Here is a 22,737-nt window from a genome sequence, read left to right as displayed (position 1 = left end):
GTCTATTCCTGTTGTGGAAATCGCGCTATGCAGAATGTTCATCTTTTCAGTCACAAACACTCTATTTGCTACATTTATATAACATGCGGCACGAAATGCACTCGACCCTGAACCAGGCTTATGGTGTGATCGGGGTTCAATAAATCGCTAAACAAGGTATACTCCAGCGGTTTCATTAGTCGTTTATTGTACTAAACGCTCCCGTGAGAGGATGCTACTGCGCACCTATGACTCAATTCGCTTCACCTGTTCTGCATACGCTGCTGGATACCGATGCGTACAAACTCCATATGCAGCAAGCCGTTTTCCACCAATACTACGACGTACAGGTCGCGGCTGAATTCCGCTGCCGCGGTGACGATTTGCTGGGGATCTATGCTGACGCCATTCGTGAGCAAGTCGACGCAATGCAGCATCTTCGTCTGCAGGATGATGAATTCCAGTGGCTTTCCGGCCTGCCCTTCTTTAAACAAGATTACCTTCAGTGGCTGCGCGATTTCCGCTACGACCCGAAACAGGTCAACATCAGCAACGACAATGGCAAACTGCATATTCGCCTTGAAGGTCCCTGGCGGGAAGTGATCATGTGGGAAGTGCCGCTGCTGGCCGTGATCAGCGAGCTGGTACACCGCTATCGCTCGCCGGAGGCCAGCGTTGAACAGGCTCTGGCGACACTGGAGCAGAAGCTGGTTGGGTTCGCTGAACTCACCGACTCGCTGGATATGTCGCGTTTCCGCCTGATGGATTTTGGTACCCGTCGCCGTTTCTCCCGCGAGGTGCAGCAGGCCATCGTTGAGCGCCTGCAGCAGGAGCCGTGGTTTGTCGGCACCAGCAATTACGATCTCGCCCGCCGCCTGAATCTGACGCCGATGGGCACCCAGGCACACGAGTGGTTCCAGGCACATCAGCAGATCAGCCCCGAGCTGGCGACCAGCCAACGTGCGGCGCTGGCGGCCTGGCTAACTGAATACCCGGACCAGCTCGGCATTGCCTTAACCGACTGCATTACCATGGACGCTTTCCTGCGCGATTTCGGGCCAGAGTTCGCGTCCGTCTATCAGGGGCTGCGCCATGACTCCGGGGATCCGCTGGAGTGGGGTGAGAAAGCGATCGCCCACTACCAAAAGCTGGGTATCGATCCGATGAGCAAAGTGCTGGTCTTCTCCGATAACCTCGACCTGCCAAAAGCGGTAGACCTGTACCGTCATTTCTCCTCGCGGGTGAACCTGAGTTTTGGGATTGGCACCCGGTTAACCTGCGATATTCCCCAGGTAAAACCGCTGAATATCGTTATTAAACTGGTGGAATGTAACGGCAAGCCGGTGGCGAAGCTCTCCGACAGCCCGGGCAAAACCATCTGCCATGACAAAGCCTTCGTCCGGGCGCTGCGCAAAGCGTTCGACCTGCCGCAGGTAAAAATCGCCAGCTAACGCACAGTAAAAAGGGCCCCTGCAGCGCTGCAGGGGCCCATTTTTTCTCTCAGATTACAGCGGCAGACGGGTTCTGACGACCTCCGCAAAATACTCCGCTCCGGTCAGTAAAATCTCATCGTTAAAGTCATAGCGGGCATTGTGCAGCGGCGTATTGCCCTGAGGGTCCGACGCATCGCCATTGCCTAAAAAGACAAAGCAGCCGGGAACCTGCTGCAGAAAAGCGCCGAAATCTTCTGAGATCATCATCGGCGCGATATTGCCATCCACCCTCTCCGCCCCTACAACGTTTATCGCCGCATTCACCGCCACCTCCACGCACTGTGGCCAGTTGACGGTCGGCGCGAACTCATGGGTGTAAGTGAACTCGCACTGTGCCCCGTGCATGGCGCAAATCGCTTCGCTGAGGGTGCGCATCCGCTCCTCAAGCAGGGCCTGCACCGCCGGGGCGTCGCTGCGGGTATCGCCTTTGATGATGACATGGGTCGGAATGGCATTGCGGATGCCATCGGTGTGCAGCTCCGTACAGGAGATCACCGCCGGTACGTTTGGATCGACGTTGCGTGAGACGATGGTTTGCAGCGCCAGAATAATCTCCGCCGCAATCACCAGCGGATCTTTGGCCATATGCGGTCTTGCGGCATGCGCCCCCTGGCCTGTGATACGAATGATAAAGTTATCTTCGCTGGCCATAATGCCGCCAACCCGGGTGGCTATCGTCCCGGCCTTCATGCCCGGCATATTGTGCAAGCCATACATCTCTTCAATACCAAAGCGTTCGATAACCCCGTCCGCCATCATCGCCTTCGCTCCGTAACCCGGCTCCTCGGCTGGCTGGAAGACAAAGCAGACGGTGCCGTTGAAGTTCTGGCGCTGTAACAGTAGCTGCGCCGCTCCCAGCGCAATGCAGGTGTGACCGTCATGCCCGCAGCCGTGCATGCGTTCTGGCGTGTCTGAGCGATAAGACATCTCGCCCTGTTCCGTCAGTTGTATGGCGTCGATATCGGCGCGGATCGCGATAACACCTTTACCTTCCCCGCATTTCAGCACCCCTACCAGCCCGGTTTTGCCGATGTCACGATGCACCTCAACCCCCATACTCTCGAGTTTTTCGGCAATAAACTGCGCGGTTTTCACCTCTTCAAAGGCGCTTTCCGGGTTGGCATGCAGGTGGTGACGCCATGCGATAAGCTGCTGTTTGAGCTGTTCCTGATCCATCATAATCTCCCGTAAAGTTAAGCCGGACGCTGAGCGCGCTGTAAGACCACCTGCAGCAGCACGTTGGCTCCGGCAACCAGGTCTTTGGGATCGCTGTGTTCGTTGACGTTATGGCTGACGCCGTCGACGCAGGGGACGAAGATCATCCCGGCCGGGCACACCGAGGCCATAAATTGCGCATCGTGGCCTGCGCCACTCGGCAGCCGCCGGAAGCTCAGGCTCTGACGCTTCGCTTCTTCCTCTACGGCGTTGACGATCTCATCGGCAAAAATGACCGGATTAAAACGCACCAGCGAACGGCTGGTGATCGCCACCCCTTCTTCCTGCGCAGTTGTGGCGACAAAATCCGCCAGCCGTTGTTCTGCCAGTTTTAAGACTGCATTATCGGTATTGCGTAGATCCACCGACATCACCACCTGGTTGGGGATGACGTTAATCAGATTGGGTTTGACGCTGATGTGCCCCACCGTTGAGACCTGATCGCCGCCGAGGCTCAGCGCCAGTTCACGGGCGAAGACGGCGATTCTGGCCGCCGCCAGACCGGCGTCGTGACGCATCGACATCGGCGTGGTACCGGCATGATTGGAGACACCGGTCAGGGTCAGCTCCTGCCAGGAGATCCCCTGAACACCGGTGACGACTCCGATATTGGTTCCCTCTTTATCGAGGATCGGTCCCTGTTCAATATGCAGTTCGACGTAGCTGTCCACCGGCATATCGCCAGGACTGCGTTCACCTTTGTAGCCAATCGCCCGCAGCGCCTCGTCAAGGGTAATGCCATTGCTGTCTTTCGCTGCCAGCGCTGTCTCCAGGGGATACTCCCCGGCAAACACCACGCTGCCCATCATGTCGGGCTGGAAGCGCACCCCCTCTTCATTGGTAAAGAAGGTAACCGCCAGCGGACGGCGGGGACGGATCCCCGCCTCCTGTAGCGTGGCAATCACTTCCAGCCCGGCCATGACGCCGTAGTTGCCGTCGTACAGGCCGCCGGTGCCGACGGTATCGATATGTGAACCCATCATCACCATGGGGAGAGCCTCTTCTCCGGCATACACGCCGGTGACGTTGCCGATCGCATCAATAGTGATATCCAGCCCCAGGGCCTTCATTCTGGCGAGAACAAAATCCCTGCCCGCTTTGTCCTCTGCGGTGGCCGCGAGGCGACAGACTCCCCCGCCCTCCAGCGCGCCGAGCTCGCCGAGAGCGAACAAAGAACCGATAAGCCGCTGGCCGTTAATCTGTAGATAGTGATGCATAAAGATCTCGCTATTGATCGTGGTTACTGGAACATGCCGTAAAAAATGGCAGATACGGTAATCAGCCCAATCAGGGTGACAAAAACGTTGCTGGCTTTGCCGCGATATGGTGCCAGCGCGGGTAATTTATGGATGGCGTACATGGGTAACAGCAGCAGGATCACCGCCCCGGTGGGGCCGCTGATGTATTCGATAATGCCGAGGATACTGGGGTTTTTGTAGGCGGCGAACCAGCAGGTCAGGACCATAAAAATCAGGATCGCCACGTCAACCGAGCGGATGGCGAATGTCTTCCCCCGCGCGGCGGCCGCTTCAAGGATCAGATCGCGCAACGATTCATAGGCGCCGATATAGTGGCCCAGGAAGGACTTGGTAATGGCAACAAAGGCGATAATCGGCGACAACCAGGCGATAACTGGCGTATCGAACTGGTTGGCAAGATACGACAGAATAGAAAGATTCTGCGCCTTCGCCTCTGCCAACTGCTGCGGTGACAGGCTTAACACGCAGCTGAGCACGAAAAAGAGCACCACCAGGGTCATCAGCAGGATGCCATACCGCTGAATCTGTTCGCATTTACGCTCGGCGAGCGCCAGGCCATAGCGCTGCTTCTGACGCACCACCATCGGGGAGATAATCGGATAGTGGTTAAAGGACATCACCAGCACCGGAAACGTCATCCACAGCGTCAATAACATGCCATGTCCGTTATCCGCCGCGTCGGGATTCAGAATGTGCAGAATCGCCACGTTCCAGTGTGGGATCAGAAACAGCGCCATAAAAACAAGTGAGAGAATAAAGGGATAGACCAGGGCGCTCATCACCCTCATGATCAGCCGCTGCCCGAAGCGGACGATAAACATCAGCCCGAGGATCAGCACGATAGCCACCAGCGCCCGCGGCGGCTCCACCATCCCGAGTTGGTGAGTGATAAAGCTCTGGGCGGTATTGGTGATCGCCACCGCGTACATAATCAGAATGGTATAGACGGCGAAAAAATAGATAAGGGTGAACACTTTTCCCGCCAGTGCGCCGAAATGTTCACCGATCGCATCGGTAATGGTGCTTTCTGGCGTATTGGACGAATAAATAAAGCGCGCCAGCCCGCGGTGCGCCAGATAGGTAATGGGAAAGGCCAGGACAAAAACGATTAGCAGCGGCCAGAAGCCGCCGATCCCGGCGTTTATCGGCAAAAACAGCACCCCGGCGCCAATCGCCGTCCCGAACAGGCCAAGTACCCAGACGGTATCTTCGCTATGCCATTTTGCAGGATTGCAGCATCCTCTTTCTGTAACAGCATTTTCACTATTCATTGGTCATGTTCTCTCTGTGCATTACGCGATACCGCGTATGTTTTATTGTCAGAACGCGTGCCATACCGAGAGCCTGGAGGGTAGGTAAGATGGCCCTCTTGTGATTACCGTGGGAAATTAACCGTTACGGCCAAACCAGACGATCTCCTCATAGATATCCGGGGAGGTGTCCCCTTCGGTGCTGATTAACAGGACGTGAGCTTCGGCATTAAGGCGTAGTGATTCGGCGAGTTCGCGGTACTCTGGTTGCGTCATCAGCGCATGAAGCACCCCGGCGCCGATTGCGCCAGATTCACCGGAGATAAAGGGCTCATCGGTACCGGGGCGCGGCGCGGCAAGCAGGCGCATGCCGTTGGCGGCAAGCTGGTCATCGGCGGAGATAAAACAGGTGGCGTAGTCGCGCAGCATCGGCCAGCTGGTAATATTGGGTTCGCCACAGGCCAGCCCGGCCATCAGGGTGGACATGTCGCCACCTACGCTGTGCGGCTGGCCGTCATTGACGACCGCCGAGCGGTACAGGCAGTTCGCTTTATGCGGTTCCACAATGACAATCGTCGGCGCCTGGTGCTGCATCTTCCCGACAAAATAGCCCATGATGCTGCCCGCGAATGACCCGACCCCGGCCTGTAAAAAGAGATGTGTCGGCAACGGCGCCCCGCTTTGCCGCAGCTGTTCCCAGATTTCAACGGCAAGGGTCATATAGCCCTGCATAATCCAGGTGGGGATCTGCTCATAGCCCTGCCAGGCCGTATCCTGCAGCAGCACCCAGCCCTGCTCGCGGGCCATTTTGTCGGCCAGCCGCACGGTATCGTCGTAGTTGAGATCGGTGATGGAGCACTCGGCGCCGTGCTGGCGAATATTCTGCGCCCGCACCGGCGATGAGCCTTTCGGCATGTAGACCACCGCCCGCAATCCGAGCTGCTCTGCAGCCCATGCGACGCCGCGTCCGTGATTGCCATCGGTAGCGGTGACAAAGACAATATCTTTGATACGCGCTTTAATTTCTGCAGAATTAAGGTCGGTGAAACTCAGGGTATTAATGTCGCGACCAAGCAGGCTGGCGAGATATTTCCCCATCGCATACGAGCCACCAAGACCTTTAAAGGCATTGAGGCCGAATCGCCGGGCTTCATCCTTAATATGTAACGACCCCAGCCCCAGACGCTGGCTTAAATGGTTTAACCTGCGCAGCGGCGTCACCTGGTATGCCGGGAATTTTTGATGGAAAGCCAGCACTTCATCGCTGACCTGCTTATTGAGTAGGCTGAGGTTCCCCCCCTGCTCATACCCTTTGCGTCGGGCGTTAAATTGATAATTAATCCTGTCCGTCATACGTGCACCTTTATCCTGTGAATTCGCGAGGGCTGACTCTTGAAAGCGAGTTAACGCTTTCCTGATGACTGTGATGGTACACTTGGCCCGATGCGAAAATGGCGCAAAATTGACCATGAATACGCAACTTCCACCCTTATTTGCCTCTGTAACGCAACAAAGTTGCATAAGTGAGGCCGATCACACTGTTTAAAGGCCGTCGACACGATGAAAATGGATACCTGGGATAAAAAAATCCTCACGCTTTTGCAGCAGACAAGTCGCCTTTCGCAGCGGGAAATCGCCGATCGCGTCAGCCTGTCAGCCTCGGCGGTCAATCGCCGGATCGCCGCGCTGGAGGAGGCTGGCATTATCAAGGGCAACGTCAGCCTGGTTGACGCCAGTAAGGTGGGTCGCCCGATAACCATCATGGTTCAGGTCACGATTGAGAACGAACGCCTGGACCTGCTGGAGGAAGATAAGCAGCGGTTCGTGAATTGTCCGCAGGTGCAGCAGGTCTATTACGTCACGGGCGATTTCGATTTTCTGCTGGTAGTTAACGTGCGTGATATGGCGGAATATGAGCTGCTGACGCGCGAGCTGTTCTTCGCTTCGGGGAATATTAAGTCCTTCCGTACTATTGTTTCGATGCAAAATGCCAAGCAAGAGATGACGGTGGTGATTGAGTAGTTCACCCGTAAGACAATGGCGAAAGGTTAGGAATCAGTCTGGGCCATTATTATTTCCGAAATCCCCCCTTTCATATGCGAATTCTACTTGTCTGATGGAAGATGACAGGTAACATAGATATCCCCCCATTGAAGGGGATACAGATTTTATTTTTGGACAACATAGAGAGACTATTATGAGCGTTGTGCCTGTAGCCGACGTACTCCAGGGCCGCGTAGCCGTTGACAGCGAAGTCACCGTGCGCGGATGGGTGCGTACCCGCCGAGATTCAAAAGCTGGCTTTTCATTCCTCGCCGTCTATGACGGTTCCTGCTTTGATCCTGTACAGGCCGTTATTAATAATTCTCTGCCCAATTACAATCAGGAAGTGCTGCGTCTGACCACGGGTTGCTCCGTTGTTGTCACCGGTAAAATCGTGGCCTCTCAGGGCCAGGGTCAGAGCTATGAACTGCAGGCCACCTCAATTGAAGTGACCGGCTGGGTTGAAGATCCAGACACCTACCCGATGGCGGCAAAACGCCACAGCATCGAGTATCTGCGTGAAGTAGCTCACCTGCGTCCGCGTACCAACATGATTGGGGCCGTCGCCCGTGTACGTCACACCCTGGCGCAGGCGCTGCACCGTTTCTTTGACGAGCAGGGTTACTTCTGGGTTTCCACGCCGCTGATCACCGCCTCCGATACCGAAGGCGCAGGCGAGATGTTCCGCGTTTCGACGCTGGACATGGAAAACCTGCCGCGCACGCCGGAAGGCAAAGTGGACTACGACAAAGACTTCTTTGGTAAAGAGTCCTTCCTGACCGTATCTGGCCAGCTGAACGGCGAAACCTACGCCTGCGCGCTGTCCAAAATCTACACCTTTGGTCCGACCTTCCGCGCCGAGAACTCCAACACCAGCCGCCACCTGGCGGAATTCTGGATGCTGGAGCCGGAAGTGGCTTTCGCTGACCTCGATGACGTTGCTGGTCTGGCAGAAGCGATGCTGAAGTACGTCTTTAACGCCGTACTGACCGAACGCGCCGATGACATGAAATTCTTCGCCGAGCGCGTCGACAGCGATGCTATCGCCCGTCTGGAACGTTTCGTCTCTGCTGATTTTGCTCAGGTGGATTACACCGATGCGGTGACCATCCTCGAAAACTGCGGTCAGCAGTTCGAGAACCCGGTTTACTGGGGCGTTGATCTCTCCTCCGAGCACGAACGCTACCTGGCCGAGAAGCACTTCAAGGCACCGGTTGTGGTGAAAAACTATCCGAAAGACATTAAGGCGTTCTACATGCGCCTTAACGAAGACGGCAAAACCGTTGCCGCGATGGACGTGCTCGCCCCGGGCATCGGTGAAATCATCGGTGGTTCTCAGCGTGAAGAGCGTCTGGACGTACTGGATGCGCGTATGGCTGAAATGGGCCTCAACAAAGAGGACTACTGGTGGTATCGCGACTTACGTCGTTACGGCACCGTGCCGCACTCCGGTTTCGGGCTCGGCTTTGAGCGTCTGATTGCCTATGTTACCGGTGTTCAGAACGTGCGTGATGTGATTCCATTCCCGCGCACCCCGCGCAACGCAACGTTCTAATCCCTCACTACACAATGGCCAGCTAATGCTGGCCATTATTTTATTCTGCACTGTCAACTTATGTCAGTTAAAAGTCAGCGTCTTTAAAGTGCAACCCCGCCAGATCCTCTCCAGTGTTACGCTATATTTCCATGAAACATCTTTGAACACAAAATAAACCCTATTCTTATTGCGCCTAATACTTATCTCAAGCATTAGCACACTTTTTGTGCAAAATCCCGGCTATCCAGATGTCTATTTCCAAAGATAAGAAAAATAGTGCGCTAATGCTTCGGATCATAAAAAAAGTCATTATCTAAAATTAAGATAAGCAATTCATATAGATAGAATTAGTGAAGCTTTAATTTTAGCCATTCAACTCTGAACTTTGAGGTCCCTCACAAAGTTCCTTAAAATTCACATTTAGTTACACATATTTTCTTATTGTAACCGATTCTTGATGTTTGTAGCACTTTCAGAGTAGCGAAACGTTTATTTGAATGGAAAGATGCCTGTCAGATACATAAAGACACCAAACTCTCATCAATAGTTCCGGAAATATTTATTGACAGAATTTATTGACGGCAGTGGCGAGTGTCATAAAAAAACCAATGAGGGTAATAAATAATGATGAAGCGCAATATCCTGGCAGTGGTTATCCCTGCCCTGCTGGTAGCCGGTGCAGCTAACGCAGCAGAAATCTATAACAAAAACGGTAACAAGCTGGACTTCTATGGTAAAGCAGTAGGCGAACACCAGTGGACCACCAACGGTGATTCCGATAACGGTGACACCACCTATGCGCGTATCGGCTTCAAAGGTGAAACTCAGATTAATGACCAACTGGCCGGTTATGGTCAGTGGGAATACAACATGGACGCTTCCGCTCAGGAAGGCGCTCAGGGTACTAAAACCCGTCTGGCATTCGCAGGCCTGAAAGCCGGTGAGATTGGTTCATTCGATTATGGTCGTAACTACGGCGTGTTCTATGATGCGCTGGCTTCAACCGATATGTTCGTTATCTGGGGCGGCGACTCCCTGGCTGCAACCGACAACTTCATGACTGGACGTAGCACCGGTCTGGCTACCTACCGTAACTCTGACTTCTTCGGTCTGGTTGATGGCCTGGCGCTGGGTCTGCAGTACCAGGGTAAAAACGAATCTGGCCACACCACCAGCCGTCAGAACGGCGACGGCGGCAGCTACTCTCTGGGCTATGACTTCGCTGAAGGTTTCAACGTAACCGCAGCCTACTCTAACTCAGACCGCTCTACTGCGCAGAGTGCAGACGGTAAAGGCGAACGTGCTGAAGGCTGGGCAACCTCCCTGAAGTATGATGCAAACAACCTGTACGCAGCGGTAATGTACGGCGAATCTCAGAACATGACCCGTGAAAATGACGGCGAATTCGCTAACAAAACTCAGAACTTCGAAGCTGTGGTTCAGTACCAGTTCGACTTCGGTCTGCGTCCATCCGTGGGCTACGTACAGTCCAAAGGTAAAGATCTGACCGCTCGTAACGGTTTCAGCGGCGGCGATGCTGACCTGGTTAAATACGTAGAAGTGGGTACCTGGTACTACTTCAACAAGAACATGAACGTGTACGCTGCGTACCGCTTCAACCTGCTGGATGGCAACAACTACGCTGAAGCAACTGGCCTGTCTACCGACGACCAGGCGGGTGTAGGTATCGTTTACCAGTTCTAATCAGTACACCACTTTGTTATATGTCTAAAAAACAGGGCTTCGGCCCTGTTTTTTTATGCCTGAAAGCTAAAAATGGCGACTTTTGAAAAGCCGCACGCTTTTTGTAGCAAACGGTTGGCATTTTGTAGAACTATCGTTAACCTGATAGCGGATTTCACTTCCGTAACCACAATGGAACTTCGTCATGTTTGAGAACATTACCGCCGCCCCTGCCGACCCTATTCTGGGCCTGGCCGATCTGTTTCGTGCCGATGACCGCCCTGGAAAAATTAACCTGGGTATTGGTGTCTATAAAGATGAGACCGGCAAGACCCCGGTACTGACCAGCGTTAAAAAGGCTGAGCAGTATCTGCTGGAAAATGAAAATACCAAAAACTACCTCGGCATCGATGGTATTCCGGAATTTGGCCGTTGCACGCAGGAACTGCTGTTCGGCAAAGGCAGTGCGATTGTCAGCGATAAACGTGCCCGCACGGCGCAGACCCCTGGCGGTACTGGCGCACTGCGTGTGGCGGCGGATTTCCTCGCTAAAAATACCGGTGTTAAAACCGTGTGGGTGAGCAACCCGAGCTGGCCGAACCACAAGAGCGTCTTTAACTCTGCGGGTCTGGAAGTGCGTGAATATGCTTATTACGATGCGGCGAACCACTCCCTGGATTTCGACGGCCTGCTGTCCAGCCTGAGCGAAGCCCAGGCGGGCGATGTGGTTCTGTTCCACGGCTGCTGCCATAACCCAACCGGCATCGATCCTACGCTTGAGCAGTGGGAACAGCTGGCGAAACTCTCCGTTGAAAAAGGCTGGCTGCCGCTGTTCGACTTCGCTTACCAGGGCTTTGCCCGTGGTCTGGAAGAGGATGCTGAAGGTCTGCGCGCCTTTGCAGCAGTCCATAAAGAGCTGATTGTTGCCAGCTCCTACTCCAAGAACTTCGGTCTGTACAACGAACGTGTAGGCGCCTGTACGCTGGTCGCTTCCGATGAGCAGACCGTTGACCGTGCGTTCAGCCAGATGAAATCCGTTATTCGTGCCAACTACTCTAACCCACCAGCTCACGGTGCGTCTGTGGTTGCGACCATCCTCAGCAATGACGCCCTGCGCGCCATCTGGGAACAGGAACTGAACGATATGCGTCAGCGCATCCAGCGCATGCGTCAGCTGTTCGTGAACACCCTGGCGGAAAAAGGCGCGGATCGCGACTTCAGCTTTATCATCAAGCAGAACGGCATGTTCTCATTCAGCGGCCTGACCAAAGAGCAGGTTCTGCGTCTGCGCGAAGAGTTTGGCGTGTACGCGGTGGCATCAGGTCGTGTGAACGTGGCGGGTATGACGCCAGATAACATGGCGCCACTGTGCGAAGCGATTGTCGCGGTGCTGTAAAAACTGTGTCGGGTGGCGCTATCGCTTACCCGACCTACAAAAGATCACCCTGGCCCGTGCAAAAGTTAGCGCCGCCGGGAAAAAAAAGCCTGCTCAAAGCAGGCTTTTTCAATTCTTCTTTACCAGACCGGCATTTCATCCTGCAGGAACGGGTTGTGCAGCCGTTCGTAGCCCAGCGTCGACATTGGGCCGTGGCCGGAGATAAAGGTGACATCATCGCCCAGCGGTAATAATTTCTCTTTAATTGAGCGAATCAGCTGACCATGATCCCCACGCGGGAAATCACTGCGCCCTACACCGCCTTTGAAGATCACGTCGCCGGAAATCAGCAGACGCGACTGGTCATCAAAGAAGACGATGTGGCCAGGCGTATGGCCCGGGCAATGCAAGACCTGTAGCGTCACATTACCTACGTTTACGCTCTCGCCTTCATTCAGCCAGCGATCCGGGGTCAGCGGCAGACATTCATCAAGACCAAACATGCGGCTTTGGGCCGGTAATCCCTGCAGCCAGAACTCATCTTCTTTTTCCGGGCCAATCACCGGCACGCCATAGTGCTGCGCCAGTTCAGCCGCTGCGCCTACGTGATCGAGATGGCCGTGGGTCAGCAGGATCTGCATTAAAGTCACGCCAGCGGCAGCGACTTCCTGTTTGATCTTCTCTGCATCGCCACCGGGATCGACCAGGGCTGCCAGTTTGGTTTGTTCACACCAGATAAGCGAACAGTTCTGGGAAAACGCGGTGACCGGAATAATACGATAGTTCATACTGCTCCTGATTTGTTATTACCAGTGCCGCAATGGCCCGGTATCAATATGCACAAAGTTGCTACGTGGGTAATATCCTACACCACCTGCGCGCATAGATAACGCAGCTTTGCGAACATTGGCTAACGAAACGCCTTCAATATGAAAATCCATCGCCTGCCCTTTGGTGTGATAGCTTTTTTTCGCTACACCGCGGCTGTGGGCGCGTAATTCATTATTGGTATCAAGAGAGCGATAACCGGAAATGAGCTGTACGGGTTTGCGGGTGCCCAGCAAACCCTGCAGGCGGTAAAGCTGATCGAATAATCCTGGATCGATGGCTTTGACTTTATTAGCGCGGAAATCACGGAAGAAATGATTCAGCTTGGCTAATTCGTCCTGAATATAGCCCCGACCATCAAAAAACTCGGCTTTTATTGACTCACCTGTATGCAGGTTATTTAGCGTCAAAATGCGTGGTCGAGGGGTAGAGAGCGTGGCAAATGATGGCGTGGGTAAGATGGCCGCGCCCAGCGCAAGGCCACCTAACGCCAATAACTTACGGCGATTTGCGTCGAATTTGTCCATGGTAATCAGGTCTACAGGTCAATGTTATCGTATAGATGCTTTACAGCGCACGAAGGGCACATTACCGGGCAAACCTGTCATCGTCAAGGCACCACAACCCAGGAAATACGGGGCTTGCAGCCGCAATGCCCCGTTTATTTTTTCACTCAGGCTACCAGAATTGTCCGAACTTCTTCATTTACCTGATTAATTGTTCTGCTTTGGTCAGGATTTGTGTGTTAGACCGGGCAGTCTCATCATAATTGTAAATATCTGTACGATACTGGGTCCGGCCATCCTTGCCGACGAAGGCGGTCAGATAGTACAGATTAACCGGAATATTCTGGCGGATATTCACATATCGCGTGTCGCCCTGCTTCAGCGCGTCGGAGATACGTGTGTCGTTCCAGCCCGCATCCTGTAACAACATATTTGCCAGCTCTGACGCCTTATTGACGCGCACGCAGCCGGAACTCAGCGCGCGAACATCCTTCTGGAACAGGTTGTGGTTAGGGGTATCGTGCAGATAGATCGCATCCGAGCTGGGCATATTGAACTTATACCGGCCCAGGGAGTTGTGCGCCCCGGGTGCCTGCTGGAAGCGGAAAGGCAGATTCGCAGGCGTGATGGTCGCCCAGTCTACGCGCCACGGATCAATCGCCTCTTTACTGTTCCAGCCGCGCAGTACCGTATAGTTGTGGCGTTCAAGATAACCCGGATCGTTCCACACCTTCGGCAGGATATCTTTGCGCGCCAGCGTAGGCGGCACGTTCCACGGCGGGTTAACCACCACATTATTCAGGGCGCTGCTCATCATTGGCGTTTTGCGATCCGGACGACCGACAATCACCCGTGAGGCCAGCACCTCGCTGCCGTTCTGATAATAGACCAGCGAAAAGGCCGGAATATTTACCATGATGCCGGTAGACAAGGTTCCCGGCAGCAGACGCAGACGCTGGATATTCAGCGCCAGCACCCCGGCACGCTGTGCTGGGGTCATATTCAGCGCATCGCGCGTTCCCTGACCAATAACGCCATCAGCCCCCAGCCCCTGGCTGGTCTGGAAGGCTTTTACCGCCTCAACCAGACTCCGGTCGTAGGCGGCCGGCTTGCTGGAGAGAGATTTCTTTTTCTTCTCGACCGCCGGAGCCGACGGACTGACGACCACACTCTGGGGATCGTCACCCGGCAGGGCAATTTTTGGCCCGCCGTCAATCACGCCTGAGCGTTTGAGGATTTCACGCAATGCCGGCACGTCGCTGCTCCACTGCCCGGGGCTCAGTTTGGCCGTGCTCTGTAGCTGTGGCCAGGGCTGCGTGTCAGCCACCAGCTGCAGCAGCGACTGGTGCATAATCGCATACTGCGGGTGCGACGGGGCAAGCCCGGCAATGAAATGCGGCACCGTGCCGTTATCCAGCGCCAGCTGCCACTGGTTGATCACCGACAGCGGCGGCGTCGCCAGCTTGTAAGGTTTATTGCTGTAGAGCCAGCGGTTACCGTTGACCGGGATCCCTGCCACAAACTGCAGGTAGCCCATCATCGCATCGGAGAGCACCACGTCACGCGCCATCCCGGTGACGGCAGGCTGGGTCAGCAGCTCAACCCAGGCGGTAAACTGCGGCTGAAAACCGGCGATAGCGACTTCGGCAAGCTGCTGCTGGAACGCACGCACGGCTTCACGATCGTCCCACATGGGCTTCATGTCGCGTGCAGCATACAGCAGCGTCAGTTGATTGAGATAAGCCGGAGTGTAACCGGCAGGCAGGGCCGCGATCAGCTCCTGGCGGCGCTGTTCCGCGTTAACATCCGCTGGCAGCGGCTGGATACCGGCCATCATGGCGGTAGCAGGCGATTGTTCCAGCGGCTGCGACAGCGACGTAGGCTGTGCGCCCATAGTGGCGGAGCTGTCGACAGGAACCAGTTCGGGCTCATCGGCCCGGGCATTAAACAGTGGAGCAACTAAAACCGTCAGGCACAAACTCAGCGCCGACAGCCGACGACCATACATTTTATTCAGCAACATCCCTTGCCCCCTGTTTGCTGTACGTCACGCCCTCATCACCGGGGCTTCACTTCATTATAGGAAGGCAGAACGGCACCAGCCTTACCTTATGTAAAGAAGTTTAAAGTTAACGCAGCCGCCAGTACAAGCTCAAGGGATAAAAAAAGGGCGGCCCCGGGGCCGCCATGGTTAACTTTCAGAATCCTCAAATGGCATCAGCCGTGCCGGGAAGGGATTCCGGGGGCTGCGGGGCAAAACCGCGCAGACCAACAACGTGCACGTGCTCGCTGTTCTGGTAGACCTTACGCACCAGTTTGTAGGTGGTCCCTTTCTCCGGGCTAATGTTTTCCGGCGCCGCGATAATCAGCTGCATATCCAGACGATCGCACAGCTCAAACAGCGTGGCGATAGAGCGGGCATCCAGACGCGCTGCCTCATCGAGGAACAACAGGCGGCACGGCGAGATATCCTTGCCGCGCAGACGGCGGGATTCATCTTCCCAGCTCTGGACCACCATCACCAGAATCGACATCCCGGTACCGATCGCTTCCCCGGTGGAAAGGGCCCCGGATTCTGCGCGCAGCCAGCCGTCGGAGCCACGGTTAACTTCCACTTCCATCTCGAGATAGTTACGGTAGTCCAGCAGCTCCTCACCGATGGTTTGCGGCGTGCGCTGGCCCATGTCGATCTGCGGATTCAGACGCTGATACAGCTTCGCCAGCGCTTCGGAGAAGGTCAGGCGGTTGCTGTTGAACAGATCCTGGTGCTGCTCGTGCTGCTCGGCCAGCACGTCCAGCAGCGTGGCGTGGGCTTCACGCACGTTAACGTTCAGTCGCACGCTGTTAACCTGGCCGAACGACACGCTCTGCAGGCCCTGGTTGAGCTGGCGGATACGGTTCTGTTCGCGCTGGATCGTTTTACGGATGATATTCGCCACGCTGCGGGAGCTGATGGCCAGCTTCTGCTCGCGGGAGGTGAGCTCTTCCGTCAGACGGCCCAGCTCGATCTCCATCTGTTCAATGGCTTCAACCGGGTCATCGGTGCGGATGATATCCTGGCGAATGCGCTCGCGCAGATGCTGATACACCGCCACGAAGAACTGAATTTTACGTTCAGGACGCTTCGGATCTTCGGACATGCGCAGCACATCGCGCAGGTGTTCGTTATCCGCCACCGCCAGACGCAGCGCGCCCAGCGCCTTATCCGACATGGAACGCAGCTCATCGCCGGAGAGATAGGCCAGCTCGCGACGGTGCAGACGACGTTCAACTCCGTTGTCTTTCACCATCCGCATCACGGCACACCAGCCCGCTTTGGCGGTCACGACCTGCTCGCGCTTCTCGTGATAGTCACGCTCCAGCTTGCGCAGACGACGGGTCAGGTTGTCCATCTCCGCTTCGCAGAAGGTGAGCGCTTTTTCCAGCTGATTGCGACGCGCGCGGTTATTGCTGAGCTGGGCATGCAGTTCGTCACGACGAATGCGCGCCCGCTCCTCTGCCCCGCTGTCGGCACGCACGCCAATATCCTGCAGCTCTTTATGCAGGTCGGTCAGCAGCTCTTTCTTGGTGTCATAGGAGCTTTTCAGCGACGCCAGTACCTGGTTGTACTGGCTCAGCTGGGCGGCATGGCTACGCATCGCCTCACGGGCGCGGGTACGTTCCGTTTCCGCCTGCTCCAGACGCTGGCGCAGCTTCTCGTTCAGATCGCTGTTGCCGTTGAGCATCTCAGCCGAATCGGAGTAGCTGAAGTGCGCCCGGCGCTGGGAAACTTCGGTCAGGGCAAAGGCCTGCTGACGGGCTTCGCGCTGAACCTGCTGTGACCAGGCGTAATCTTCTTTCAACTGTTCGAACTGTTCCGGGTCACTCTGCAGAACGGAGAGCATCGGCTCGAGCTTCGCCAGCTGGTTGCCGTACTGCTGCACAAAGCGCGCGGCTTCCTGGGCTTCGTCGAGACGCTCCTGGATCTCATCCACGCGATCGGCGAGGGTGTCGTCCGCCAGCAGATTGAGGCGCGGCAGAATGCGGTTCAGGGCAGCGACGCCCTCTTTGGCCTGCTCGAACTGGACGCGGCTCTGCTGGTTGTCGTTTTCGTGGGCTGAAATCGCGCGTTCAAGCTCGCTACGGCGCGTGGTGAACTTGCGGATTTCGGCTTCCGGATCGGCTTCAAAGGCCACGGCAAGATGGCTGCCGATAAAGCGGCTGAACGCCTGGTGCAGACGCTGGGTTTTCTGGACGTCAAACGAGAGCGTGGCAAAGCGTTCAGACAGCGCTTCACGCTCGGTGTGCAGGCTCTCAATGCGGCTTTCACGCGCGGCGCGGCCAAACAGCGGCAGCGACGGGAAGCGCGAGTAACGCCACTGGCGATCGGCGATTTTCACCACCACCGCTTTTTCCAGCTCATCGACGCCAAACACACTGTCATCGAACGACTGCGGATCCCCTTCGATCAGATAGAGATCTTCCGGACAATCTTCCAGCCCTTCAAGCTGGTCGGCGATCAGCGACAGATCCGGCACCACGATAGCGTGGCGGGACGGACCGTAGAGCGCAGAGTAATACGGCGCATCTTCCAGGCTGACGTCGTCATAAATTTCTGACAGCAGCACGCCGCCAAAGCGTTCTGCCAGGGTGTTCAGACGGGCGTCTTCTGCCCCGCCCGGCTGGCTTAAACGTTCGATCTCTTCATCGACCGCCCGCTTGCGCGCGCCCACTTCATCACGTTCAACAATGGCTTCGCGCTCGCGCTCCAGCAACTGCTGCAGATATTCCGTCACGTCCTGGCTGGATTCGAACTCTTCGCCGCACTGCTCGCTCAGCTGGCTGAGGCTGCTCTGGGCCGCCAGCCAGACTGGGGCGCGCTGCATCAGCGTCTGAATACGCGACTGCAGCTGCTCCAGCTCCTGACGCAGCGCCATGCGCTGTTCGCTGGCGCTGGAGACGCTGTCGGACAGCGACGCGATGCGGGCTTCCAGCTCCTGATGTAAGCCTTCCAGATCGTCAATATCGACCCGTTTGCCGTGACGCTTACAGAACTCGGCCAGCAGGCGTTCCGCCTCCTGCTGTTCACGCAGACGTTGTTCCAGCTCGTTCAGACGCATACGCAGCGGCTGAACCTGCTCAGCCTGGTGACGCTGGTTCACGCCATCACGCAGCAGCTCGCGGGCCACTTCCCACGCCTCAGCGCGCGCCAGCGGACCGTTAATCGCCGCCACCAGCTGGTAAGCCTGTTCAAACTGGCTGTGCGCGGTTTGCGCCACGCTCATTTTCTGATCGAGATTCAGCAGCTTTTCAGTTGCTTCCTGCTCTTTGGCCTGGAAAGTTTCCAGCCACTGATCCGCGCTCTCAGGCGTCAGATCCGGCAGATGACAGAGCGCTTTCGCGCGCTCCAGCGCCTGCAGCGCCTGGTTGTACTGAATGGCGCGGGTTTGCTGGACGTCCAGCGCCTGCTGATAGTCGGCGAGCTGGCTTTTCAGCTCATCCACTTCCAGCTCGGCGGCTTCGGCCCGGGCTTCGTTCTCTTCCTGCTTGTCGGCAGCTTCCGCCACCACTTCGTTCTGCTCTTCGAGACGAATTTGCAGCTCATCGAGGTCCGCTTCATAGCGCTCGATTTTTTCCTGCTGACGCAGCGCGGTCTGGACCAGGTTCAGGTGATCGCTGGCGGCCTGGTAATCGGCCTCCAGATCCCCTTCCGCCCCGTTATGCTCGGAGAGCTCACGGGCCATCTCAACGTGTTTGTACTGCTCGGACGCCAGCTGCTGACGTGAGGTAAACAGCTCGCGGCGATACTCAAGGGCCTGATCGAGATGAATGCGGCGCTCGTTGGCGTGGCGCATATAGTCGGCGGCCACGTAGTTGGTGGCTTCGCTGATCAGGTGCTTGAACAGATCGCGGTCCGACTGGGTCACGCGGATCGCTTCCAGCGTCATGCGGTTCTCACGCAGCGCCGCTTCCATATCCTGGAAGGCCTTACGCACGCCGCTGTTTTCCGGTAACAGGTAGTCACGCAGGGAGCGGGTAATGGCGCTGGAGATCCCGCCGTAGAGCGAGGCCTCAATCAGGCGATAGTATTTGCTGCGGTCCGATGCGGAGCGCAGACGGCGCGCGACGATGCCCAGATCGAACATCAGCGAGTGGTAATCGGTAATGGAGTTGAACTGCTTGAACTGTACGCCCTCTATGGCTTCCAGCTTGTCTTTCAGCTCCTGGAGCGTGAGCACGCGCGCCTGGCGTTCGTTCAGGGTTTCCGTCAGCAGCGCGGTTGGCTGGACGGAGGTTGGCAGCCCCTGAATGGCAAAGGGTTTGATGTCCACTTTACGGTCGCGACCGGCGACCTGCTGTAAACGGACGCCAACCACCACGCGCTGATGACGGGAGTTGATCACGTCCAGCACGGAATAACAGACACCCGCTTTCAGCTTACCGTGCAGACCCTTATCGCGCGAACCGCTGGTGGCACCGGCCTCGGTGGTGTTACGGAAGTGCAGCAGGGTTAAGTCAGGGATCAGCGCCGTGACGAATGCCGCCATGGTGGTGGATTTCCCTGCCCCGTTACCGCCCGAGAGCGTGGTCACCAGCTCATCGAGATCAAAGGTGCGGGCAAAGAAACCGTTCCAGTTAACCAGCGTCAGTGAGCGAAATTTACCGCGTTCAATCATTACTCTTCCTCCCCGCTATCCGGCTGAGTGTCTTCATGCTCGTCATTGAGCTGCAGATGGTTTTCCACCGGCATCGCTTCGCCATCACGGATCATGCGCAGCTGGGCTTCACGGGCGTCATCGCCTGCACGTACGTCGGCACCGAAGCGGAACACCGATTCGGTGATGCGGAATTTGCTGCTGTCATGGCCCATAAACCACACCATCCCCAGACGGCGCAGACGGTTCAGGGAGGAGCGCACTTTTTCCTGTAATTTCTGACGGTCTACGTCAGAGCCGGTGGAGCGGTTGTTCACCAGCTTCAGCAGCTTGCCTTCGTCAGCCAGGGTCAACAGCTCGTCATAGAGCTCCTGCTGGGTGAAGATGCCTTCGTTAGCCAGACGCTCAGGGCTGAGATAGAGGTAGCAGAGGATCTTCCCGACCATCATGTCCAGCTCGGAAAGCACCGAGCGCGGAATCAGCGTGGTGGAGCGTGGGCGCAGATAGAAGAACCCTTCCGGGGCGCGGATCAGCTCCACGTTATAGCGGGCGTAAAACTCTTCCAGGTATTCCTGAAAATCCATCAAAAAAGCGTGATTATCCAGCTCGTCGAGACCAATGTGACGACCGGCACGCAGCTGGCTGTCCAGCGCCGGAAAGATCGGATTTGCCAGCGCCTGGGCCAGTTTAACTGGCATCACGTGTTCAATATTTGTCAATGACATGCGCCTGTACCTTGGCTCCGTAATCGTTAATCGGCTGCCACTTCGGCGGCAGGCCGGTGAAATCTGCTTGCGCGACGCCCAGGCGAACCGCCTGATCGACCACGATGCGGGCGATATCGAAATGGCGGGCGCGCGGGTATTGTGCGAGGTAGTCACGCACCACCAGACCGAGATCCAGCGGTGTGTTTTTGGCTTTGAAGATCGCCAGCTGCTCCTCGATCATTGCCGCAAGTTGTTCCCGAATTTCGTTAAATTCTTCATATTCCAGATCGGCTGGCAGCTCGCCGGTAACCTCTTCGTCGCGCAGGCTCATCTCTTCGTCACGCATATCGAGCAGACGGTCGGCGCTGGCGTAGGTCAATGCCCACGGCGCATCGAAATAGGTCTGTACCGACTGACGAAGACGCTGGGCGAACACGCGGTTTTTATCCATATCGATAGCGGTACGGATAAATTTATGCACGTGACGGTCGTAGCCGATCCACAGGTCAATCGCCTGCTGGCCCCAGCTGATGATGCGGTCCAGCTTGCTTTGCAGGTCGAAGACCAGACGATCAACAAAATGCAGGTTGTCATGGGCCAGGGTGGCGTCCTGGATGCGCAGCAGGTTGGCCTGCAGCTTGTCGCCCGCCGCCTCCAGCGTATCCTGCAGTTCACGCAGGGTGCCGGAGGTTTCTGACAGCAGCATTTCACAGCTGGATATCGCCGCGCGCCAGTCTTTGTTCAGCAGTTGGGCGATATCGTCTTTCACCAGCTGCTGCTGTTCGTCCATGATGCGCTGGGTCAGATCGATGCTGTCGAAAATCTCGGCCACGGAATATTTCAGCGGCGCGTAGACGTTGCGGTGCCAGTGGAACTCGTCGCCGTCTTCGTCGGCGGCATCGGCCGCACGCTTCAGTTCGCCCGCCACGATGGAGAGCTGCATCGAGAGGCGCAGGGTCGAGAATTCGCGCTGGCGAATGTAGTAGTCGGTAATGCCGATGCCCAGTGGCGTCAGGCGATAAATGGCATTCCCTTCCGCCAGTTCGCTGGTAAAGCGGTTCAGCAGACGTTGACGCACCATATCGTTAATCGCGTTATTGGCACGCACATTAATGGTTTCGCTGGTTTGCTCAAACGCATCACTGACGTGGCGGAACGCGTCCACCAGTTCGCCCTCGCTCATTTCTCCATCCAGCCGTTCGCTGTTCAGCGTGGCGACCGCCAGCAGAAAAGAGAGTCTGTCTACCGGCAGCGAGAGGGAGAAATCGTTTTTTCGGGCCCAGGCAACCAGTTCGGGGACTGTCTGGGAAAATTCACTCATAAGTTATCCTTGCTCTGCGGCTTGTGCGCGGTGACATGTATATAACGGCCAAGGCTAAGGTAAGGCTCCTGGCGACAGTACCGCGTCTCTAATTCTGTCAGGGCGTCGAAACAGTCATGCTGCTTCTGTTTATCGCGAAGATAATCATGAAACACCCTTATGCCGGTTTTCCCGGTAATCTGCCAGCCGGCGGTTTCCAGCCAGCTATAAACCTGCTGCGGGTCGCGCGGAAAGTCCGGTGACAGCGTGCGGCGTTTCTTTTTGTACATGCCCTGCTGCACATAACCGAAATTACCCACCAGCACGTTACGCATCAACAGGCCGTTGGCGTTGTAGAACATCAACGACAGCGCGCCGCCGGGGCGCAGTATCGACCACAGCGTCTTCAGCAGCGCCTGGGGGTCGGCGACCCATTCCAGCACCGCATGAGACAATATCAGATCAACCGGGGTTTCCAAATGTTGTGCGATGTCCTGAGCGGCGCAATGTATAAATTGCATGTTATCGCTCACACCTTTTTCCGCCGCGGCGCTTTCGGCGCGGGCGATCATCTCCGCCGAGAGATCGCAAAGGATGACGTGATGTCCACGTTCAGCCATCTTTATCGCCGTCTGGCCTTCACCACCTCCGGCGTCGAGGACACGCAGTTTCTTCTCGCCAAAACTGGCCAGCAGGATGTCCAGATCCTGCCAGAGGATCGTCTGCCGCAGCCGGCCTTTGGTCGTGCCGTATATGTTGCGGGCAAACTTTTCCGCGATGTCATCAAAATTGCGATCCCGCATTGGGAGAGCTCCACCCGCTAACTGCAAAACCGCTATTTTGTCACAGCCGGGCGGAGAATGAACCTCTCTGGTGTAATATCGCTGACAATCATCGGCTATATGGTCAAAAAAGGAGCCAGAAAGG

Annotated in this window: 16 protein-coding genes; 5 read left to right on the top strand and 11 right to left on the bottom strand. The window is 56.2% G+C overall.

From position 1 onward, the window contains the following. Positions 1-227: 227 nt before the first annotated feature. A complete protein-coding gene (gene pncB, locus ACOYA6_RS03670) occupies positions 228-1,430 on the top strand; it encodes a nicotinate phosphoribosyltransferase (protein ID WP_223075088.1) in 1,203 nt (400 codons plus the stop codon). Between the two features lie 54 nt (positions 1,431-1,484). On the opposite strand, the gene ACOYA6_RS03665 is transcribed toward pncB, so the two are convergent. The 4 genes from ACOYA6_RS03665 to dpaL all read right to left on the bottom strand — a co-directional run bounded on the left by ACOYA6_RS03665 (position 1,485) and on the right by dpaL (position 6,549). Then, positions 1,485-2,648 carry a M20 aminoacylase family protein gene (locus tag ACOYA6_RS03665; RefSeq protein ID WP_138369431.1) on the bottom strand — a complete coding sequence of 388 codons (1,164 nt, stop codon included), beginning with the start codon at positions 2,646-2,648 and terminating at the stop codon, positions 1,485-1,487. Positions 2,649-2,665: 17 nt separating this feature from the next. Continuing rightward, positions 2,666-3,904 carry a Zn-dependent hydrolase gene (locus ACOYA6_RS03660; RefSeq protein ID WP_422654063.1) on the bottom strand — a complete coding sequence of 413 codons (1,239 nt, stop codon included), beginning with the start codon at positions 3,902-3,904 and terminating at the stop codon, positions 2,666-2,668. 23 nt (positions 3,905-3,927) lie between these two features. Then, positions 3,928-5,217 carry an aromatic amino acid transport family protein gene (locus ACOYA6_RS03655; protein WP_422654062.1) on the bottom strand — a complete coding sequence of 430 codons (1,290 nt, stop codon included), beginning with the start codon at positions 5,215-5,217 and terminating at the stop codon, positions 3,928-3,930. Between the two features lie 117 nt (positions 5,218-5,334). Then, complete coding sequence (gene dpaL / locus ACOYA6_RS03650) at positions 5,335-6,549, bottom strand: diaminopropionate ammonia-lyase (protein ID WP_223075085.1); 1,215 nt, start codon at positions 6,547-6,549, stop codon at positions 5,335-5,337. 207 nt (positions 6,550-6,756) lie between these two features. On the opposite strand from dpaL, the gene ACOYA6_RS03645 reads away from it, so the two are divergent. From ACOYA6_RS03645 to ACOYA6_RS03630, 4 genes are all read left to right on the top strand, one after another. Continuing rightward, positions 6,757-7,218: an Lrp/AsnC family transcriptional regulator gene (locus tag ACOYA6_RS03645; RefSeq protein ID WP_138369435.1), complete on the top strand. Its 462-nt coding sequence runs from the start codon at positions 6,757-6,759 to the stop codon at positions 7,216-7,218. Between the two features lie 175 nt (positions 7,219-7,393). Beyond that, positions 7,394-8,794, top strand: a complete 1,401-nt coding sequence (asnS, locus tag ACOYA6_RS03640) for an asparagine--tRNA ligase (RefSeq protein WP_039029466.1) — start codon at positions 7,394-7,396, stop codon at positions 8,792-8,794. Positions 8,795-9,400: 606 nt separating this feature from the next. Then, positions 9,401-10,480 (top strand): porin, encoded by a 1,080-nt coding sequence (locus ACOYA6_RS03635; RefSeq protein ID WP_422654061.1) that lies wholly within the window; start codon positions 9,401-9,403, stop codon positions 10,478-10,480. A gap of 184 nt (positions 10,481-10,664) precedes the next feature. Beyond that, positions 10,665-11,855 carry an amino acid aminotransferase gene (locus ACOYA6_RS03630; protein ID WP_039029468.1) on the top strand — a complete coding sequence of 397 codons (1,191 nt, stop codon included), beginning with the start codon at positions 10,665-10,667 and terminating at the stop codon, positions 11,853-11,855. 119 nt (positions 11,856-11,974) lie between these two features. On the opposite strand, the gene ACOYA6_RS03625 is transcribed toward ACOYA6_RS03630, so the two are convergent. The 7 genes from ACOYA6_RS03625 to cmoM form a co-directional block, all read right to left on the bottom strand. Then, positions 11,975-12,622, bottom strand: a complete 648-nt coding sequence (locus ACOYA6_RS03625) for an MBL fold metallo-hydrolase (RefSeq protein WP_039029469.1) — start codon at positions 12,620-12,622, stop codon at positions 11,975-11,977. An 18-nt stretch (positions 12,623-12,640) separates the two neighbouring features. Further along, the gene (mepK, locus tag ACOYA6_RS03620; protein ID WP_039029470.1) at positions 12,641-13,189 is read right to left on the bottom strand and encodes a peptidoglycan L,D-endopeptidase MepK; all 549 of its coding nucleotides are present in this window, start codon (positions 13,187-13,189) and stop codon (positions 12,641-12,643) included. A 178-nt stretch (positions 13,190-13,367) separates the two neighbouring features. Further along, complete coding sequence (gene ldtD / locus ACOYA6_RS03615; RefSeq protein ID WP_138369436.1) at positions 13,368-15,191, bottom strand: L,D-transpeptidase; 1,824 nt, start codon at positions 15,189-15,191, stop codon at positions 13,368-13,370. A gap of 184 nt (positions 15,192-15,375) precedes the next feature. Beyond that, positions 15,376-19,824 carry a chromosome partition protein MukB gene (gene mukB / locus ACOYA6_RS03610; protein ID WP_039029472.1) on the bottom strand — a complete coding sequence of 1,483 codons (4,449 nt, stop codon included), beginning with the start codon at positions 19,822-19,824 and terminating at the stop codon, positions 15,376-15,378. After that, a complete protein-coding gene (mukE, locus tag ACOYA6_RS03605) occupies positions 19,824-20,528 on the bottom strand; it encodes a chromosome partition protein MukE (protein WP_039029473.1) in 705 nt (234 codons plus the stop codon). The genes mukB and mukE overlap by 1 nt, the downstream gene beginning before the upstream one ends. Next, the gene (gene mukF, locus ACOYA6_RS03600) at positions 20,509-21,831 is read right to left on the bottom strand and encodes a chromosome partition protein MukF (protein ID WP_039029474.1); all 1,323 of its coding nucleotides are present in this window, start codon (positions 21,829-21,831) and stop codon (positions 20,509-20,511) included. Before mukF ends, mukE begins: the two co-directional genes overlap by 20 nt. Continuing rightward, positions 21,828-22,613: a tRNA uridine 5-oxyacetic acid(34) methyltransferase CmoM gene (gene cmoM / locus ACOYA6_RS03595; protein ID WP_422654060.1), complete on the bottom strand. Its 786-nt coding sequence runs from the start codon at positions 22,611-22,613 to the stop codon at positions 21,828-21,830. Before cmoM ends, mukF begins: the two co-directional genes overlap by 4 nt. Positions 22,614-22,737 lie beyond the last annotated feature (124 nt).

The organism is Leclercia barmai (genome assembly GCF_049312895.1).
GTDB classification, from domain to species: Bacteria; Pseudomonadota; Gammaproteobacteria; order Enterobacterales; family Enterobacteriaceae; genus Enterobacter; species Enterobacter barmai.
Note: the sequence above shows the minus strand (reverse complement) of the source record. Positions and strands in the feature narration are given on the sequence as shown.

What these genes read in the sequence shown, in the direction of transcription:
- pncB (WP_223075088.1), top strand. Translation starts at nt 228, where the DNA reads ATGACTCAATTCGCTTCACCTGTTCTGCATACGCTGCTGGATACCGAT.
- ACOYA6_RS03665 (WP_138369431.1), bottom strand. Translation starts at nt 2,648, where the DNA reads ATGGATCAGGAACAGCTCAAACAGCAGCTTATCGCATGGCGTCACCAC.
- ACOYA6_RS03660 (WP_422654063.1), bottom strand. Translation starts at nt 3,904, where the DNA reads ATGCATCACTATCTACAGATTAACGGCCAGCGGCTTATCGGTTCTTTG.
- ACOYA6_RS03655 (WP_422654062.1), bottom strand. Translation starts at nt 5,217, where the DNA reads ATGAATAGTGAAAATGCTGTTACAGAAAGAGGATGCTGCAATCCTGCA.
- dpaL (WP_223075085.1), bottom strand. Translation starts at nt 6,549, where the DNA reads ATGACGGACAGGATTAATTATCAATTTAACGCCCGACGCAAAGGGTAT.
- ACOYA6_RS03645 (WP_138369435.1), top strand. Translation starts at nt 6,757, where the DNA reads ATGAAAATGGATACCTGGGATAAAAAAATCCTCACGCTTTTGCAGCAG.
- asnS (WP_039029466.1), top strand. Translation starts at nt 7,394, where the DNA reads ATGAGCGTTGTGCCTGTAGCCGACGTACTCCAGGGCCGCGTAGCCGTT.
- ACOYA6_RS03635 (WP_422654061.1), top strand. Translation starts at nt 9,401, where the DNA reads ATGATGAAGCGCAATATCCTGGCAGTGGTTATCCCTGCCCTGCTGGTA.
- ACOYA6_RS03630 (WP_039029468.1), top strand. Translation starts at nt 10,665, where the DNA reads ATGTTTGAGAACATTACCGCCGCCCCTGCCGACCCTATTCTGGGCCTG.
- ACOYA6_RS03625 (WP_039029469.1), bottom strand. Translation starts at nt 12,622, where the DNA reads ATGAACTATCGTATTATTCCGGTCACCGCGTTTTCCCAGAACTGTTCG.
- mepK (WP_039029470.1), bottom strand. Translation starts at nt 13,189, where the DNA reads ATGGACAAATTCGACGCAAATCGCCGTAAGTTATTGGCGTTAGGTGGC.
- ldtD (WP_138369436.1), bottom strand. Translation starts at nt 15,191, where the DNA reads ATGTTGCTGAATAAAATGTATGGTCGTCGGCTGTCGGCGCTGAGTTTG.
- mukB (WP_039029472.1), bottom strand. Translation starts at nt 19,824, where the DNA reads ATGATTGAACGCGGTAAATTTCGCTCACTGACGCTGGTTAACTGGAAC.
- mukE (WP_039029473.1), bottom strand. Translation starts at nt 20,528, where the DNA reads ATGTCATTGACAAATATTGAACACGTGATGCCAGTTAAACTGGCCCAG.
- mukF (WP_039029474.1), bottom strand. Translation starts at nt 21,831, where the DNA reads ATGAGTGAATTTTCCCAGACAGTCCCCGAACTGGTTGCCTGGGCCCGA.
- cmoM (WP_422654060.1), bottom strand. Translation starts at nt 22,613, where the DNA reads ATGCGGGATCGCAATTTTGATGACATCGCGGAAAAGTTTGCCCGCAAC.